Below are 17,522 nucleotides of genomic sequence, written 5' to 3'. Positions count from 1 at the left end.
AGGCTCCCATGCGACCTATCGCGTTGTCCATCGTTATACTCGCTGGTGCGATCATGGCAGCCGCAGGAACGATCGCCGAGTCGTTGCCGGATGCTCGTCGCTATAACAATACCGATACGATCGGCTTGCTAATCGTTGGGGCAGCGCTCGCCTTCCTGGTGTTCGATTTGTGGATGAGCACCTCGTACGTTGATGCTCCCGAGTCATCACCGAACCGTGCGGCTAACGATTCGCATAAAGCTGTTTAGTGCTGCCGCGGCGAAGCGTGCGTCGCACTTGCCAGGCCCGAAAGCACCACCATGCGCATACCAGTCATTCGTGGCATCATCGACCGGCGGATTCTGGCAAATTTTCGCATCGATCCCGAGGTGATGGCCCGCAACCTCCCCGCCCCGTTTCGGCCGCAGCTCGTCGGTGGATTTGCCATCGGCGGTATCTGTCTGATCCGGCTGAAGGCCATCCGGCCATGGTTCTTTCCATTGCCGTGGGGCATGGGTTCGGAGAATGCCGCACATCGCATTGCCGTGGAGTGGGACGACGATGGACAGACGCACACGGGCGTCTATATTCCTCGCCGTGATACCGATTCGCGGCTCAATACTTGGGCGGGCGGCACCCTCTTCCCCGGTGTCCATCACCACGCAAGGTTCACCGTGGAAGAATCCGAAGCGCACTACTCGATCGAGCTCGAGAGCGACGACGGCGACACCCGGGTGCTGGTCGCGGCAGACGTGACCGACCGACTGCCAGCCTCGTCGGTCTTCCGGTCCGTGGCCGAGGCGTCCGCGTTCTTCGAACAGGGGGCGCTGGGTTACTCCGACACTCACAGCGATGGCAAGTTCGACGGGCTGGAACTGCGTTGCCAGAACTGGCAAGTCGAGCCGCTCGATGTCTATCGCATCGAATCGAGTTACTTCGAAAACGAGCTGGCCTTTCCGCCGGGTTCGATTCAATTCGATTGCGCCCTGCTGATGCTCAACATCAGCCACGAATGGCTCGGCCGGCCCGACCTATGCTGTGCCGTGACGGCCGGGGCGTGAGGTTGGTTACGCATGGAGACTTGAAACACTGCGGCGCGTACGCAATAACTGCCACCGGCGGTTGAGCGCACCTTCACTACCACGCATTCACGGCAAAATGTAGGGCTGAATACCTCGGCAATCAATTGCCAGCTGTCGCACCGATTTTTGAGCTGAACTCGCTCTTTCCGCATGCTACAATCACCCCTTCATCGGGGGGTGTCTCACTTGGCGGAGTTCAGAATGCGCGGTCGATGGTTGGTTGGTGTTTCGGTTTCTCTACGTGCTTCCCAAACGATGGCCGCTGCGATGCTGCTGGGAGCATTGGTTTGTTCCACGCCCGTCGCGGCACAATTCACCTGGACCGGTGCCGTTAACAACCAATGGGGTAACCCCAATAATTGGTCGCCGGCAGTCCCGGTTCCCCCCGGCTCGTCGGTTACTTTCGGTGCGGCAAACAATACCGACGTCGATCTGGGCGCGAACCGGACGGTGGGAGTGCTGACGTTCGGTGCTGCCGTACCGTTTTCGCTGAATAACCACACGCTCACCATCAACGGTCCCGTGCAGACTGCGGAAACGATCGCCGGCACGCACACCATCGCCAGCAATGTGATTTTGCCTGCTGTCGCACCCTGGAACATTGCCGCCGCTGCGCCGCTGGAAGTCTCGGGCGCCATTAGTGGCGCTGGTGGAATCAATAAGGTGGGCGGTGGCGTTTTGACGCTCTCCGCCGCCAACTCGTATCCCGAAACAACGCAAATTCTAGCCGGCCAAATCGCGATCGCCGATGCGGAGGCACTGGCGAGTTCGACGGTTATCATCGGTGTGGACAACGGGCTCGATATCAACGGTCTGGATGCCCGACTCGGCGCACTGGCAGGCGCAGGTGCTATCGATCTTGGCTCGCAGAATGTGCGCGTCGGACTCAACAACGCCAGCACTACCTACGCAGGGGGGATTACAGGTACCAGTGATTCGGTCCTCCGCCAAGCTGGCACCGGGACGCTCACGTTGACCGGGGGCACGGACACCACCCCTTCGAGCTTCGGCTCGCTCCGCTCTCAAAATGGACAGATCGTTGTCGACGGTGCTCGTATTGACTTGACCAGTTCCGTTGCCTCGAGCGTTGTCAGTGCACTGACCGTGAATGATGAGCCGGTAACGCTCCAAAATGGGGCCGATGTTCGGGTGACGACTGGCTACACTTATGTTCAAGACACTACGTTGACAATCACGGGATCCGACACCCGCCTGGAAAGCGATTACGTGCAAACATCCGGCTTACCTGGCAGTCCCGCCCTGATCCAGGTCGAGAACAACGCCACGCTACTCAGCAATAATGGGTTGACACTGGAAACGAGCATTGCGGGGACCAATACATTGATGGTCCAGACCGGTGGCACCGTCCAAATTGCAAATTCCCTCCTGCTTGCCAGGATCGCCGGGGCAAGTGGCATTGTGTCGGTTTCTGGCAGCAACAGTTCGCTCACCGCCGAAAATCTCTACCTGGGAGGCATTGCCAACGCACCAGGGGGGACGGGAGAGGTCACTGTCGAAAGCGACGCAACGGTCGCCATAGCAGGAGATACGTTCTTCTGGACATCGGCCAGCAGCCTGGTGGTCGACGGGGCGACATTCGAAACAAGAACGCTCTCCAACGACACCGGCGTCGCCAGCACGATCAGCATTTCCGATCCTGCAGCCGGGGCCGCGCTGACCATCGGCCTGGGCGATGGCGATTCGACCTTCGACGGCCTGATCCAGGACGCCTCCGGCGGAGCCGGTTCGCTCAAGAAAGTCGGCACGGGCACGCTCACCCTCACCGACGACAACACCTTCAGCGGCGGCGTGGTGTTCGAAGGGGGCATCGTCGCCGCCGGCGCCGACACCAACCTGGGCGACACTTCCGGTCCGCTCACGTTCGACGGCGGCGACTTGCGCTTCGAGACATCTTTCGACCTGAGCGCCACTCGAACGATCACGCTAAACAGTGGAGGCGGGACCATCCGCACCAAGTCGAACTCCACCACCATCTCGCAAGCGATCACCGGCACGGGCGATCTCACCAAGGAAGGAACTGGGACACTCACCCTGGCTGGAGCCAATACCTACAGCGGCGACACGCTAATCAACAACGGAACGCTTGTCCTGGACAACATCGACGCCTTGCAAAACTCGACCGTCGTAATCAACGTCGACAACGGCCTCGACATCAACGGACTGGACGCGAAGCTGGGTGGACTCGCCGGTTCGGGCGACCTGGAGATCGGCGCGCAGACTGTCGATACGGGGCTGAACAACGCCAACACCACCTACTCTGGCGTGATCACAGGAACCAGCGACTCGAGGCTTCGGCACCAGGGTGAAGGTACGCTTACCCTCACTGGCGGTACAGAAGCCACACCTTCGAGCATTGGGACACTTCGATCGCAGGACGAGAATGGGAACATTGTCGTGGATGGTGCTCGGATCGATCTGACCAGCAGCGATTTCTCAACCACCACCGGTGCGTTGCTTGCTCGCTCGGGCAATGTCACCTTCCAAAATGGCGCCGACGTGCGGATGGCTGACGGCAGCTATGCCTACGCCACGAATGGAGAGATAAGAGTATCTGGCACTGGCACTTCGCTATCGGGAATCGATCTGCGAGCATCGGAACCCGTAGGGTCCACTGGTTCCGTCGTAGTCGAAAGCGAAGCATCGCTCGATCTGACGGGCGACCTGATCGTCGGCTTCGAGGGCAATGGGGACCTTGAGGTTCAATCCGGCGCCGTAGCGTCAGCAAAGCGGGTGGTACTTGGGCCCCTTACGGATGCCGTTGGTACGGCCTCTGTGACAGGTACCAACAGCCTACTGACTGTCGTGAACAATTTTCTCCTGGGCGGCACTGGCTCAAACCAGCTTGGCGGTACAGGCACACTGATGGTAGTAGACAACGCCACAGTGCAAGTTGGCAACCGCACCAAGTTCTGGACCTCGCTTAGTTCCATCACCGTAGATGGGGGAACCTTCCAGACGGATGAGCTCACCCAGGGTGACGGGGTCGTGGCGACAATCAGCATCAGCGACCCGGCGGGCGACGCCGCGCTCGTCGTCGGCACGGGCGATAGCGATTCCACATTCGAAGGCCTGATCCAGGACGTCGCCGGCGGCCGCGGTTCGCTGAAGAAAGCCGGCGCCGGCAACCTCACCCTCACCGGCGTGAACACTTACACGGGAGAGACCATCATCGAAGGAGGTACGCTAAGCCTCGCTGAGGATTTTCTTGCCGATAATTCCGACGTGGTACTCGACGCCAGCGCCACGCTCGACCTGACTCATGGTCTGGTCGACACCGTCGACGAGTTCTGGCTCGCAGGTTTCTCTCGAGCTATCGGAACGCACGGCGCCATTGGTTCGGGTGCCGACTTCGAGTGGTCCCAGATCACCGGGACCGGTATGCTGGAGGTCACCGATTTCGCCGGCCTGGCGGGCGATTACAACGCCGATGGCGTGGTGGACCTGGCCGACTACACTGTGTGGCGCAACCACCTGGGCGCTGCGGCGGGCACGCTGGTGAACGATATCGACGGCGGCGCAATTGGTTCGGCCCAGTACGCCACCTGGAAGTCGAACTTCGGCGCCAGCACGCCGACACCGGCCGTCCACGACGGTGCGGTGCCCGAACCCAGTGCCCTGCTGCTGTTGCTGGCGGGGTTGGGCGTCTTGGCTAGCGGTAAAATTCGATAACTGCGTCACGGTCCATTGTCGTGACATGCTCAAGCCTTGCGGGGAAATGATGCGCAACATCACGACGGTAGACGTTCGACGGTGGCTGCTTGTATGGTGCCTGCAGCTGATGGCGGGTTTGCCTGCCTGCGCCGAGGACACCGAGCCACTGACGCTGACCAGTCCGAACGGCCAGTTGCAGGTGACGTTCGAGTTGGACGAGCAGGCTCGGCCCAAGCTGATTGTCACCAAGGGCGATGCCGAGTTGGTGCAGACAACGCTGGGCCTCGAGCTGGCCGAAAGCGGCACGCTGGCGGCAGGGCTCGAAGTCACTGGCACGAAATGCACGAGCCGCGATCGTGAGTATCAGATCCCGGTGGGCAAGAATTCCTCCGCCCGCGATCGTCACGAGGAACTGGTGGTCGCGCTCCGCGAGCAGTCCGATCCGCACCGAGAGCTGGAAATCGAACTGCGGGCGTTCGACGATGGGGTGGCCTTTCGCTATCGCATTCCACAGCAACCGTCGCTCAGCGATGTGGTGTTGCTCGATGAACTCACGACTTTTCAGTTTCGCCCCGCGGCCCGCGCACACTTGTTGCCACTCAAGGGGTACACGACTCCCTACGAGGCGTACTATCTGACGCAAGGGGTGACGGAAGTCGATCCGAAGAAGCTCTTTGGTGTGCCGATGCTGGTAGAGGATACCACCGCTGGGGAAACCGAGTGGGTCGCCTTGACCGAGGCCGACCTGACCGACTACGCGGGCATGTACGTGGCGGCAGACCAAGATTCTCCGGGGCGTTTCGTGGCCAAGCTCTCGCCGCTGCCGGGCCGTGACGATGGCGCCAAGGTGATCGGCCAGGCTCCGTTTGCCTCGCCATGGCGGGTGCTGATGGTGGCCAGCGACGTGGGCCCATTGATCGAGTCGGATATCGTGTTCCATCTCAGCAGCCCCTCGAAGATTGCGGACACCAGTTGGATCCAACCGGGCGCGACAACGTTCACCTGGTGGAACCACTACACGCTGGAAGATGTCGACTTCGAGCCGGGGGTCAACACCGCGACGATGAAGCACTACATCGACTTCTGCGCCGAGCACGGCCTGCCCTATCACACGCTCGATGGTCTCGACGTCACCTGGTATGGCGGCCCCATTGCACCCATCGGGCCAACCGACGTGACCACGGCCGTCGACGGTCTCGACCTGCCAGAGGTATTGCGATACGCCGCGGAAAAAGGCGTGAAGTTGCGGCTATGGGTGCATTGGAAAGCCCTCCAGCCACAGTTGGATAAGGCCTTCGAGGCTTACGAAAAATGGGGCATCGAAGGTGTGATGATCGATTTCATGGACCGCGACGATCAAGAGATGGTCCGCTGGTACCACGAGGTGGCCGAGAAGGCCGCCCAGCACCATTTGACCGTTACCTGGCATGGCGCCTACAAGCCGACCGGCATGGAGCGAACCTGGCCGAACGTACTGAGCTACGAGGCGGCGCTCAATCAAGAGTACAACAAATGGTCGGAAGTCGGCACTCCGCCGACACACAACTTGCAGATCGCCTTTATTCGCATGCTGGCCGGACCGCTCGACTACCATCAGGGCGGAATGCGGAATGTCATGCCAGAGCAACATCGGCCGAACAACCGGATGCCAACCGTGCAAGGCACGCGCGGCCATCAATTGGCGATGTACGTGGTTTACCAGAATCACCTTCCCATGCTGGTCGACTATCCAGAAGCGTATCATGGCCAGGCAGGGTTCGATTTCCTCGCCAAGGTGCCCACGACCTGGGACGAAACGCGAGTGCTTCACGCCGAAGTGGACAAGTGCCTGGTGATCGCGCGACGAAGCGGCGACGATTGGTACTTGGGGGGGATGACCGGCGACAAAGCGTGCAGCCTTACGTTGCCGCTCGAGTTTCTCGCTGGCGACAGCCACGTTGCGAAACTCTACCTCGACGATTCGGCCAGCGGTCTAACCTCGTTGCAGGAGTCGGAGCAGGTTGTTGACTCGACCGACTCGCTGCCGATTGCCATGCCACGCGGCGGTGGCTTTGTCGCCAAGATCACGCCCAAGACAGCCGAACAAGAGTGACATCCGTCTGACCCAATGGGGCACCGTCCTTAGTGATGGTTGCCTGTTGGCCCGCTGGTTGGCCCGAACTTTGCCAAGGCCGCGCAAGCCACTATACTGCCGGTGTTACGCAAACGTTCCCCGCAGAGGAGGCCAACCATGTTCAAGGCTTATGCCGCCAGTTCCGCGAAGGGTGATTTCGATGTCATCGAGTTCGACCCCGGCCCCCTGGGCTACGACGAAGTGGAAGTGGCCGTCGAGTACTGCGGCGTTTGCCACAGCGACTTGAGCATGAAGCGTAACGAATGGTGGATGACCAAGTATCCATTCGTTGGTGGCCACGAGGTGGCAGGGCGGGTCGTCGCCCTGGGCGAAGGGGTGGAAGGACTCGAAGTGGGGCAGCGGGTCGGCGTTGGTTGGACATCCGCTTCCTGCATGCGATGCGACCAGTGCCAAAGCGGCTACCAGAACCGCTGCCCGAGTGTCGAAGGAACCATCGTCGGCCGCCATGGTGGGTTTGCCGATCGCGTTCGGGCGCAGGCCGCCTGGACGATACCGATTCCCGAGGGGGTCGACTCGGTCGATTGCGGCCCCTTGTTCTGCGGCGGCCTCACCGTGTTTAACCCCCTGGCCGAAAATCACATTTCCCCCACAGGGCGCGTGGCCGTCATTGGCATCGGCGGACTGGGGCACATGGCTTTGCAGTTTGCCAACGCCTGGGGGTGCGAGGTAACCGCCTTCAGTACCTCGCCCGACAAAGAGGAAGAGGCCCGCAAGATGGGTGCTCACCACTTCCTCAGCACACGCGATAGCGACGCCCTGCAGTCGGTAGCCGGCAAGTTCGACATGGTGCTCGACACGGTAAACGCACCGCTCGACTGGGATGCCTATGTCAACACGCTGCGTCCTGGCGGCAAGCTCCACGTGGTGGGCGCCGCACCTAAGGTGGAAGCAAAGGTGTTTCCTCTACTAATGGGTCAGAAATCGATCGGCGCCTCGCCCACCGGCAGCATCGTGCGGGCCAAGGAGATGCTCGAGTTCTGCGCCCGGCACGAGATCAAGCCGCTCATCGAGACTTTCCCCATGAGCAAGATCAACGACGCCATGCAACACCTGGCCGACGGCAAGGCACGGTACCGAGTGGTGCTCGAGGCCGATTGGTAGGGCAGGTGGCGGCGACAGTCGCTACGCCGATAAAGCCTGCCTGGCGGGCTGATAGCCACCTGGCTCCATCGATACGGCAATGTTCACGCGATTCCAGGCGTTGATGGCTGCCACGACCCAGGCCAAGTCAAGAAGCTCCTGGTCGCTGAACTCCGCTTTGGCTTGTTCCAGAACCTCTGCTGGCAACGGGTGATGGGCTACCTTGGTCAGTTCCTCCGCCACCAGCAGCGCGGTGCGTTCCCGCTGAGAGTAATACGGTGTTTCTCGCCAGGCGGGCAGGCTGTAAAGCCGCTGTTCGGTTTCGTCGCCAGCCCGGGCATCTTTCCAGTGCATGTCGATGCAGTACGCGCAGCCATTGATCTGCGAGACGTGAAGCTTCACTAGCTCGCGAATTGCAGGTTCGATGCTGCACTGCGCCAGGTACTTTTCTACGCCGAGCATTGCCCGATAGGCGTCGGCGGCCAGGTTGTGTGTTGCAGCGATGGTTGCCATGATCGTCTCCCGAAGGTGGTGTTAAATGGTCTATCGAACCTGCCCGAAGGTAGGAACCGTTCGTAGTGCAGTTGTCTTCTCTGCCGCACTACTTAGAGGACGAATGGGCGACCGGTTTTGTGACAGAGTGACGAAAAGAAATCGCCGGCTCACGCACACACTAGCGGCTAGTCGATGTGCGCCGCGGACCAGTGGGCCAGCTTATCGGGATTGAGCGTCATGTAGACTCCGCGGATATCCTTGTCGACACGGAGTGATACCACCTGCACCACTGCGCCCTCGGACTGCAGCACCAACCCTGGCGATCCATTGACCATGACCGGCCGAATGGTGCAGTCGCGACGTTTCTTGCTGAATACGCCCACCAGAAAGCGGGCGGCACGACTGCGGCCGCGAATCGCGACCCGCGCCGCGGCAACCTTGCCACCGCCATCGGAGAGCACCTCCACGTCGTCGGCAAACAGCGCTTCGACTTGTTGGATGTCGCCCGACCGGCAAGCCGCCACGAACCTCTCGGCAATTCGCTCCGCCTGTTCGGGCGGGGCGTCGAATCGTGGCCGATCCTGCTTCAATCGCGATCTAGCACGGCTGACAATTTGCCGGACGTGTACTTCCGACTTGTCGAGGATCTCGCCGATCTCCGCGTACTCGTAGTCGAACACCACTCGCAACAGAAAAGCAGCTCGCTCGTGGGGCGAAAGCCGCTCGAGCATCAGCAGGAATCCCTGGCTCAGCGAGTCCGCCAACTCGCGGTTTGGCATGCCACCGGTAGTATCGATCGGCTCCGGCACCCATGGGCCGACATACGTCTTGCGGCGTTTGGTGGCACGCAATTGGTCGATGCAGCGACGCGTGGTCGTGCGAATCAAAAACCCTTCGGGCGAGGTCACCCTCTCGGCGGCCTGCAATCGCAGGAATGCATCCTGCACCGCATCTTCGGCATCGGTCACGCTACCCAGCATGCGATAGGCCACCGACATCAGCCGCGGCCGCAACTCGTTTATGCTGTCCACCATGTCAAACACCTCCTCGCCTCCGTGGCCCGGACTCGATTCTACCATCGGCAAGCCGCATTCACCGCTGCAAACCACGCAGCCACCGCCCGGCTCAACTACAAGGACGCACGAACGAGCCGATTTGTGACAGACGAGCCGCGGAACTCGCAAGATGGAAGGCACATTTGACCAGCGGGTCGAGGAATCCTGGCTGGACCACCGGGGAAAGGCCAAGGGGACCAAACCCACAAAACCCCAGGTGTAAAAACTTCGCCGTTGATCTCACGCGGTGGCGCGATCCAATGGAGGTACGGCGGGGGCTGCACACAGAAATGGGCCAATGGAATGCACGCCAGCTGAGCCAATGAGGCTAGCCGAATGCCGGGCGAGGAGTGACGTGCGCCGGAGCCCTCCCAGAGTTTTGGGCCAGGTTTAGTCTTGGGCCAGGCTTGGGGAACAACGCTGGGGAACAACTCCGGGGTTTTGTCGCACCCGGTAGTTGACCGGGCCTGTAAAACAAGGGGTTTCACCACTTGGGGGGGACCAAAACGCCGGAGGTTTTGGGCCCATGAATGTAAGTGGTGGAAGTTGTCCCAAAACTCGCGCGAAGTTCCCCCGTCAGGCCAGGGGGGCGACGGGTGGGAACTGCCGGTGGTTTAGTCCCACCAGCGGTAGCGGGGGATGCAATACAGAGCTCGCACAGCATCGCGGAATTGGATTTTTTTGCCGGCGTCGTAGCCACGGTAGTTGTAGGAGATGGGGACTTCGCAGATGCGGCACTTGCGGCGGGCGAGTTTCGCGGTGAGTTCCGGCTCGAAGCCGAAACGCTTTTCGCGGAGCACCATTTCGCGGATCGCGGCTCGGCGGAACACCTTGTAGCCAGATTCCATGTCGGTGAGCCGCAGGCCGGTCGCCAGGTTGGAAAGTCGCGTAATCGCGGCATTGCCCAGGCGGTGCAGCCACGAAGGATCCTGCTTGGCATCGCCGAGGTAGCGCGAACCGTACACGACGTCCGCCTCGCCAGCCTCGATGGGGGCAAGCAGACGGCCGTAGTCAGTTGGGTTGTATTCCAGGTCGGCGTCCTGAACGAGGACAACGTCGCCCGTGATGTGTGCGAGCGCGGTATGAATTGCGGCACCCTTACCCTTGTTGTAACCATGCATGAAGACCCGCACGCCCTCGAGCTTCTCCAGTTCGAGGAGCTCGTCCCGGGTGCCATCGGTGCTGCAGTCGTCGACGATCAATACTTCGGTAACGTAGCCGGTAGCGCGCACCCGCTCGGCGATCTGGCGGATAGTTTGCAGCTCGTTGTAAACAGGTATCACCACACTGACGGCGAGCTTGGTGCGACGAAGAGGCTCGGTCTTCACCCCCTCGGGGTGATCAAGCTCGAGCGCCGCGAGACCGGCCTCGGCTGCGTCGAGCGTCGAGAGCATTCGTTGGGTACTCTCGGGAGTTTGCTGCTGGCGCACCTTGTCGCTGGCAGCCTCTCCGGTAGCGGACGTGACGATTGGTTGTTCGAGCTGTTGCTGTTGGTCGACCATGGCGATGGGCTGTTACAGGTTTTCGGAAGGAAGCGGAGGGGCGTCGCGCTCGGCCAGGTGGCTCGAGGTCGACGGGACGGGAAGTGCCGGCCAGACCAAGGCGCTATGGTGCACCTTGTCCGTGATCAATCGCTCGCTGGGCGCGAGGTAGCGATGGCTGTTGGTATCGTCGAAGATGACTGCCCGGCCCCACAGTTGGGCAAGCCCATCCTGGTAGATGAGCGTCCACTGGGGATCGGCGCTGGCGGCTTGATCCTGCATCACCCGCACGGAATGCTCGTAGCGACGGTCGATGAGCACGAGCTCCGGATCGCCGAGTTCGAGGATGGCGGTTGGATTCATGGGGCCAGCATCGTCACGGCGGTAGCGGCGACCATCGTTCTCGCCCACCTGGAAGTCGAACGATTTGTCGACGACTTCCTGCGGGTAGCAAGTGCGGAACCGTCCGTCGAAGGCGACCGTGGTCTCAGGGCCGAGCGCGGCAATGGCGTACTGCGCCCAGTCGTACGTCACGACCATTCGGCCGTGAAGGTCCTTGAAGGTCATCCACTGCACGGCATCGACCGGATACATCGAGCGATACACCGGCAGCGAGGCCAACCGGCCATAGAGCGTGTTGCCCTGTACCCCGATCAGGCCCACGAGCACGGCAGCCAGGGTCCAACGCCACCAAGGTCCCAGGCGTTGAATGTTGAGCCGGCTGGTGTCGGGCTTCAGGTGGACGAATGCAGATTGCAGGTGTGGCGGTATCCAAAATCCGCACAGCAACACAAAGAACGGAATATGTCGTATGTGCATCACGGCCTGGCAAGCGACAAGCACCAAGGTGGTCAACTGGACCCAGTCGCGATGGCGATGCGTCAGCGCCAGGCTCGCCACGGTGACAATCGACAAGATGACAAACGGCCAGAACACCACTTGCTGCGGCTGCAGCAAGTTCCATTCGGCGATCTCCGGACGCGGGCTACCGAGCGACAAGAGCAACCAGCGATGCAGCTCGAGGCCATAGGCGTTGAGCAGCGTGGCTGCGGACATCGCAGCAATGATGAACACGAGGACGCCCACCTCGAGCACGGAATGCCAACCACGATAAACGATTGCTTCGACGGATCGCCCCAGGAGGTAGACACCCACGATACAAACCCCCGCGACAAAAGCGCCGTGCGAGTTGGCCCACACCGCGGCGATCGGCACCAGCAGCAGCAACCACGCAAGCTGGCTGTGTCGCCAGGTGCAGATATCGTGGCGCGGTTCTTCGCCGTCGTTGCTGGGATTGTGCAACCACAGCGACCAGCCGGTAAATGCCAGCTCCAGCACCACCAGCATCATCGTGCAGCAGGCGAAACTGAAGATTTGCGGGCGAACCGTAAAGAATGGCGACAGGTTATTGGCCAACAGCAGCAGGAATCCTGCCGTGGTGAGTACCCAGACACCGTTGCGAGCGGCAACCCAGGCCATGGCCGCCAGGATGGCGATGCCGACCAGCAACTTAAAGACAAGCAGTCCTTTGTCGCCGAACCAGTCGAACAGGGTGGCATAGGTAAGCTCGGCCAGTACCTCGTGATTCACCCACGGTTGATCCACCGCCGTATAGGTGTGAGTAGCGGTGTGGTGCAGTTGGCCATCGCGAAGGGCATCCTGCCCGTAGCGGACGTGTCCCCACAAATCGGGATCAGCCAGGTTAAAGGCCAGGGCCACCGCACAGGAGACCCCCAGGGCGACGACCACCAGCCATTTCAGCATTCCGTACTCGGCCCGTGCCGTGCCCATATCGCGATCGCTCAGTTGCTCGCGGTGGAAGGCACTGAAACGGTCGTTGTCGGAATTGTCATCGCCGAGTTGGTTGTCGACTGGGGGGTGGTCGGTCATCGGTACAAACGGTCAGAGGAGCCGGAGGGGGCCGGCGAGCGGTCGCCACTGCGACCAGCTTTCTGTCGGGCAGAATGGGCTGCCGTGGAAAGATACCTCGCAAAATCGGCACGCGCCGCCGGGTTTAACGGAAGTGCGCCAATTGCCAGGCCGCGTTTTTGCCGACTTCCCGCAAAGTCGTTACAACTGGTTGGCGGCGTCATTTTCGGGTGCTAGCATGTCGGCTTTACGTGGCGTTTATCTGGCTTGGCACCGCCAGCGGGTTTTGTTAACTTGCGGCCCTCAGTTGGAGACGAGCCGCTTGGATGGTGGCCTTACTCCCACCGACCCAAAACTCGTCTGGCCGACACGGAAGGAGGCCCCCCTCATGCAAGTACATGGCAAAGAAAAGCTGCGGGTTCACATCCGCTGGATGATCCGTCGCGATATGGGCGAGGTTCTTCAGATCGAAAAGGGAAGCTTCGAATTTCCCTGGTTCGAGGAAGACTTCGTGCGTTGTCTGCGCCAACGCAATTGCATTGGCATGGTCGCCGAATACGGCGAGCGCGTGATCGGTTTTATGATCTACGAGCTTCACAAGACGCGTCTACACGTGTTGAACTTCGCCGTTGCGCCGGAGTATCGCCGGTTGGGCGTTGGTGAGCAAATGATCGATAAACTGATTAGTAAGCTCTCCAGCCAACGCCGCACACGTATTTCCCTGGAAGTTCGCGAGACGAACCTCTCCGCTCAGTTGTTCTTCAAGGATAGCGGGTTCCGCGCTACGGCGGTGCTTCGTGATTTCTACGACGACTCGACTGAAGACGCCTACGTCATGCAGTACCGCTATGAAAGCGAGGACGACGAAGGCTACGCCGACAACTGGACGCAGCGACTCGCGGGATAGCAAAGCTCAAAGAGCCTAAAGCTCGATAATTTCCGCTTCGCATTGCGGAACATCGAGGATGGCGATGGAGTGCTTGGCCGCACGGTATAACGCACCGGGGTTGAGCACCAGTTTGCCGTTGTGCTCAAGCTTCTCGGCAACGTGCGTATGGCCGTAGCAGACCGCCCGGTAAACCGGGTTGTCGAGCACCGACTGAAAGCGGTTTCGCTCGTGACTGTGCAACAGCGCGATGCGGGTGCCCTCGAACTCCAAATCGCCAAACAGACCGTGGCAGTGCTGCCCTGCGTCCTCGATGGCTTTTGCCAGCCCCGATTGATCGTAGTCGCAATTGCCGAACACGAAGTGCGTAGGCCAGGCGGCAAACATCTTCACCACCTCACCCGATCCGATGTCGCCGCAGTGCAGCACGGCATCGACCTGCAGGCTTTCAAGCAGCCGGATGGCGGGCCGGGTGTGATCGGTGTGTCCGTGTGAGTCGCTGACAATTCCAAGTCGCATAGGTGAGATCAAAGGCTAGAGGCTGATTTCCAAGCTTCGTATAACCGACGAGCTACACCTCATCGGCAAACAGCCACGACTCGAGACGCTTCGCATCCTGCTGGAGTCTTCGCTGAACGTCCCCATATTCTTCCGCATCGACTATCAGCGTGCAAATGGGCTTGCCCCGAGGAATGACATCGCCCTGGTGCGGGATGTCGGCCAACTGCAGTTCAGGTAGCCGCCGGAACACCACCTCGCGTCGGGCGAACAGGTAAGCTTTGCCCGCGTAACACGCAGGTTCCGGCCGGTGGGCTGGCAGTTCGCCGCGCGTGCAAGCCGCCACATGAGCCGCAACGATGTTCATCCCGGTAAACCGCTCCACGACCTCCATCGAAGCCGTGTACCGCGGATTGACGTCGACCACCCACGCGGCGCCGGCGTCGTCCAGAACGAAGTCGATTCCGAAAACTCCGACAACGCCCAATTTGCTGGCAAGCAGCTCTCCCGCGTGAGCCAACTGCATGGCGAGAGCCCCCTCAGCCAGCCTGGAATTGGCGAGAGTGTACGGCCCCACCGAACCGGCGTAATGGTACGGTTGGCTGTGAGTCCAACGGCGGTCGATGAGTTGCTCGGTCACACCGAGTAGCACCGCACAGCCTGCCGCCGCGACGTACGCCGCGGCGATTGGTGTGCCTTCGATCTTTCGCTGCCAATAGCAGTTCTCCGGCACCGGCGAGCCTGGCAACCAGTCGTCGACGCCCAGTCCGCCGGCAGATGAGATCGCTTTCACAAGCCAACCGGACCCCGGGGGAGGAGTAAACTGGGTTTCGGGAAATCGCACATCACCGGCACTGAACAGCGAAACCAGCCTGATGGGTTGTTTGCAGGTGCGCATGACATCGGTCGCGCAACCAAGCAATGGACGCAGCTCGGCCATCCGCTCCATCTGGTCGGGATAGTTTTCCCAACTGCCCGTCACCATCCATCCATCGATGTCCCGCTCGGCAAGCCAGCGGACAAACGCGTGGGGGTCCGGTGGCATCTTCGCCGCCGGGCACCGGGCAGCAAGGTCGCAGTCGGCAAACAGGTCGGCCGCGACCACTTCGAAGCCGGCCTCCAGGGCGGAGAACGCCGCGGCGCGAACGCTGGCGCCCATAATTGCGAGCCGCATGTTGGTCATTCGCCCCCGTGCCGACCCTGGTACTCTTCGGCCGGGTACTTTCGGGCGTTCTTCACCATCTTGGCGTGGATGGTCGACGACAGATCGACCCCCATCGAGTTGGCAATCGCCAAGGTGTACGACAGCACATCGGCAATCTCCTCGGCCGCGGCCGCCAGCTTTTCCGGATGATTGGCCACCTCGCGGGAGTCGGCCACTTCGATCCACTGAAAGTGCTCCATCAACTCGGCCGCCTCAATGGCCAGCGACATCGCCAAGTTCTTGGGCGAGTGGAACTGCGACCAGTCGCGTTCACGCACAAACTCGTCCACCAGTTTCTTGAGGTCGGCGACAGTGGTCGTTTGGTCATTTTTGTCGAGCATGGAAGTTCACCGAAACAGACGCAGGTGGATGCAGATCAGGCCGGATTTTCGCGGATCACAAGCTGGGGTGCAAGTTGTGCGGCGAGTGGCGGAGTGCGCCGGAACCGACGACAAGCCCCCGGCCACCCATTGGCCCTCACGCTCACCCCAACAGCTTGGCGATCTTCCGTCCCGTTGTGCTCAGCGGGTACTCCCCCAAGTCGGACGGAGCGAGCCACACGGCGGGAGAATCTTTGCTCGATTTCAGCCGTCCGCCCTGGTGCTTGGCTTCGTAGCAGTCGAGCGTAATGCGGTACCGCGTGACCCCATGCTTGATGGTCTTCAGCAGTGGACCAAGCGACGCCCGAATGCCGGTTACTTCAGTCAGCTTGGATTCCAGCTCCCGTGCGGCGAACAATGGCCCCTCGCTCTCCACACCGAACCGCGGGAAGTCCCACAGTCCAGTCCAACGTTCCTCGGGACCACACTGTCGAATCAGCACCTTGCCACTACGTCGCACGACGAGGGCCGCTTCGCGGAGGTCCGTGTAGGTGGTCTTCTTGGTGGTTGGCAGCAGCTCTTCGACGATGCCCAACTGCCGTGCGTGGCACAGCGACTCCACCGGACATGCATCGCATTTCGGCGTACGTGGCGTGCAGACCAGCGAGCCCAGTTCCATCAACGCCTGATTGAATCGCGACACCTCTTTGCGGGGCAAGAGTTCCTCGGCCACCTGCCACAGACGCTTTTGCCCGGCCGACCGCGTGGGGTCATCGCGCAGGGCAACTAGTCGTGCGAGTAGTCGAATGGTGTTGGCTTCGAGAATCGGCGCCGGCTTGTCGTAGGCGATCGAAACGATGGCGCCGGCCGTGTACCGGCCGATGCCGGGCAGCTTCATCAATTCTTCGACCGAGGTGGGAAACTCGCCGCCGAGTTCGTTCGACACCACCTTAGCCGCCGCGTGCAGCCCGCGGGCCCGCCGATAGTAGCCGAGCCCTTCCCACAGCCGCAGGACTTGCTGCTCTTCGGCCGCGGCAAGGTCGTGCACGGTGGGTAGGGCAGCCATAAACCGCTCGAAGTACCCCCGCACGGTGGCCACCTGCGTCTGCTGCAGCATGACCTCGCTGACCCACACCCGGTACGGATCACGAGACTTCCGCCACGGCAAATCCCGCTCGTGCTGCTTGTACCACGCGAGGAGCTTGCGGCGGAACGACTGCTTCCACGCACTAGTGAGTTCCGGTTCGAAGGTGCCATCCGTTGCCATGCGGAGATTTTAGAGGTTTACTGCAAAAACGACTAGGAGCAACGAGGGCAACGGGCGGCATAGCCTGAATTGCGGGATTTCGCCCCTCAGTCCAGGAGTGCTACTCCCTTGTTAGAATATGACAATGCTCGCTCTCCGATTCACCGTTCGTCGAATGATGACAGGCATTACACTCTTGTGTGTGGTGTTGGGACTCATCGCGGCGTTTCCGCAGACGGCGTCGAACGTGGCGTGGGAGTTGATGCCCTGGGCGGCGGCGCTGGGCGTTCTGGTGTGGGCGTTGGTGAATTCCAGGCAGCGGCCGGCGACCCTGCTGATCGTCGGCGGTGGCATTTTGGTGGGATCGTTGGCCATGCCTGCGGCTGGTAGTGGACTGTATCCACTCACTGGCATAGAACGTTTGCTGGATGACATGGCCCGAGGCGTGCCCGTCACCATTGCGGCCGGCTTGGCAGCGGGGCTAGACCGAGTGATTCAAGGCGTGGAATCGGAAGGCAAAT

The 17,522-nt window shown here is 61.0% G+C and carries 15 protein-coding genes; 7 read left to right on the top strand and 8 right to left on the bottom strand.

The genetic code is table 11. The features are described 5' to 3' along the window. Positions 1–8: 8 nt before the first annotated feature. The 5 genes from NG895_RS06870 to ahr all read left to right on the top strand — a co-directional run bounded on the left by NG895_RS06870 (position 9) and on the right by ahr (position 7,968). Complete coding sequence (locus NG895_RS06870; protein WP_252851732.1) at positions 9–248, top strand: hypothetical protein; 240 nt, start codon at positions 9–11, stop codon at positions 246–248. A gap of 51 nt (positions 249–299) precedes the next feature. Further along, positions 300–1,040 carry a DUF2071 domain-containing protein gene (locus tag NG895_RS06865; RefSeq protein ID WP_252851731.1) on the top strand — a complete coding sequence of 247 codons (741 nt, stop codon included), beginning with the start codon at positions 300–302 and terminating at the stop codon, positions 1,038–1,040. 276 nt (positions 1,041–1,316) lie between these two features. Beyond that, positions 1,317–4,751: a beta strand repeat-containing protein gene (locus NG895_RS06860; RefSeq protein ID WP_252851730.1), complete on the top strand. Its 3,435-nt coding sequence runs from the start codon at positions 1,317–1,319 to the stop codon at positions 4,749–4,751. Between the two features lie 25 nt (positions 4,752–4,776). Next, the gene (locus NG895_RS06855) at positions 4,777–6,825 is read left to right on the top strand and encodes a glycoside hydrolase family 97 protein (protein ID WP_252851729.1); all 2,049 of its coding nucleotides are present in this window, start codon (positions 4,777–4,779) and stop codon (positions 6,823–6,825) included. 138 nt (positions 6,826–6,963) lie between these two features. Next, positions 6,964–7,968: an NADPH-dependent aldehyde reductase Ahr gene (ahr, locus tag NG895_RS06850; protein WP_252851728.1), complete on the top strand. Its 1,005-nt coding sequence runs from the start codon at positions 6,964–6,966 to the stop codon at positions 7,966–7,968. 21 nt (positions 7,969–7,989) lie between these two features. Here the strand turns inward: ahr and NG895_RS06845 are convergent, their stop codons facing one another. The 4 genes from NG895_RS06845 to NG895_RS06830 all read right to left on the bottom strand — a co-directional run bounded on the left by NG895_RS06845 (position 7,990) and on the right by NG895_RS06830 (position 12,868). Then, positions 7,990–8,460, bottom strand: a complete 471-nt coding sequence (locus tag NG895_RS06845) for a carboxymuconolactone decarboxylase family protein (RefSeq protein WP_252851727.1) — start codon at positions 8,458–8,460, stop codon at positions 7,990–7,992. A 167-nt stretch (positions 8,461–8,627) separates the two neighbouring features. Continuing rightward, entirely contained in the window at positions 8,628–9,476 is an 849-nt protein-coding gene (gene sigJ / locus NG895_RS06840) for an RNA polymerase sigma factor SigJ (RefSeq protein ID WP_252851726.1), read from the bottom strand. A gap of 635 nt (positions 9,477–10,111) precedes the next feature. Beyond that, positions 10,112–10,999 carry a glycosyltransferase family 2 protein gene (locus tag NG895_RS06835; RefSeq protein ID WP_252851725.1) on the bottom strand — a complete coding sequence of 296 codons (888 nt, stop codon included), beginning with the start codon at positions 10,997–10,999 and terminating at the stop codon, positions 10,112–10,114. Between the two features lie 12 nt (positions 11,000–11,011). Further along, positions 11,012–12,868 (bottom strand): hypothetical protein, encoded by a 1,857-nt coding sequence (locus NG895_RS06830; protein WP_252851724.1) that lies wholly within the window; start codon positions 12,866–12,868, stop codon positions 11,012–11,014. A 367-nt stretch (positions 12,869–13,235) separates the two neighbouring features. Between NG895_RS06830 and rimI the strand changes: the two genes are divergently transcribed. Continuing rightward, positions 13,236–13,754, top strand: a complete 519-nt coding sequence (gene rimI / locus NG895_RS06825) for a ribosomal protein S18-alanine N-acetyltransferase (RefSeq protein ID WP_252851723.1) — start codon at positions 13,236–13,238, stop codon at positions 13,752–13,754. Between the two features lie 15 nt (positions 13,755–13,769). On the opposite strand, the gene NG895_RS06820 is transcribed toward rimI, so the two are convergent. From NG895_RS06820 to mutY, 4 genes are all read right to left on the bottom strand, one after another. Further along, on the bottom strand, positions 13,770–14,252 hold the full coding sequence (locus NG895_RS06820) for a YfcE family phosphodiesterase (RefSeq protein ID WP_252851722.1): 483 nt from the start codon (positions 14,250–14,252) through the stop codon (positions 13,770–13,772). A 52-nt stretch (positions 14,253–14,304) separates the two neighbouring features. Next, a complete protein-coding gene (locus tag NG895_RS06815; RefSeq protein WP_252851721.1) occupies positions 14,305–15,405 on the bottom strand; it encodes an ATP-grasp domain-containing protein in 1,101 nt (366 codons plus the stop codon). Positions 15,406–15,410: 5 nt separating this feature from the next. Beyond that, on the bottom strand, positions 15,411–15,776 hold the full coding sequence (locus NG895_RS06810; RefSeq protein WP_252851720.1) for a nucleotide pyrophosphohydrolase: 366 nt from the start codon (positions 15,774–15,776) through the stop codon (positions 15,411–15,413). Positions 15,777–15,918: 142 nt separating this feature from the next. After that, entirely contained in the window at positions 15,919–17,022 is a 1,104-nt protein-coding gene (gene mutY / locus NG895_RS06805) for an A/G-specific adenine glycosylase (protein ID WP_252851719.1), read from the bottom strand. A gap of 124 nt (positions 17,023–17,146) precedes the next feature. On the opposite strand from mutY, the gene NG895_RS06800 reads away from it, so the two are divergent. Continuing rightward, a partial coding sequence (locus tag NG895_RS06800; protein WP_252851718.1) for a hypothetical protein occupies positions 17,147–17,522 on the top strand: 376 nt, incomplete at its 3' end.

The organism is Aeoliella straminimaris (assembly GCF_024054565.1).
Lineage (GTDB): Bacteria > Planctomycetota > Planctomycetia > Pirellulales > Lacipirellulaceae > Aeoliella > Aeoliella straminimaris.
This window is presented reverse-complemented; position numbering and strand designations above follow the sequence as displayed.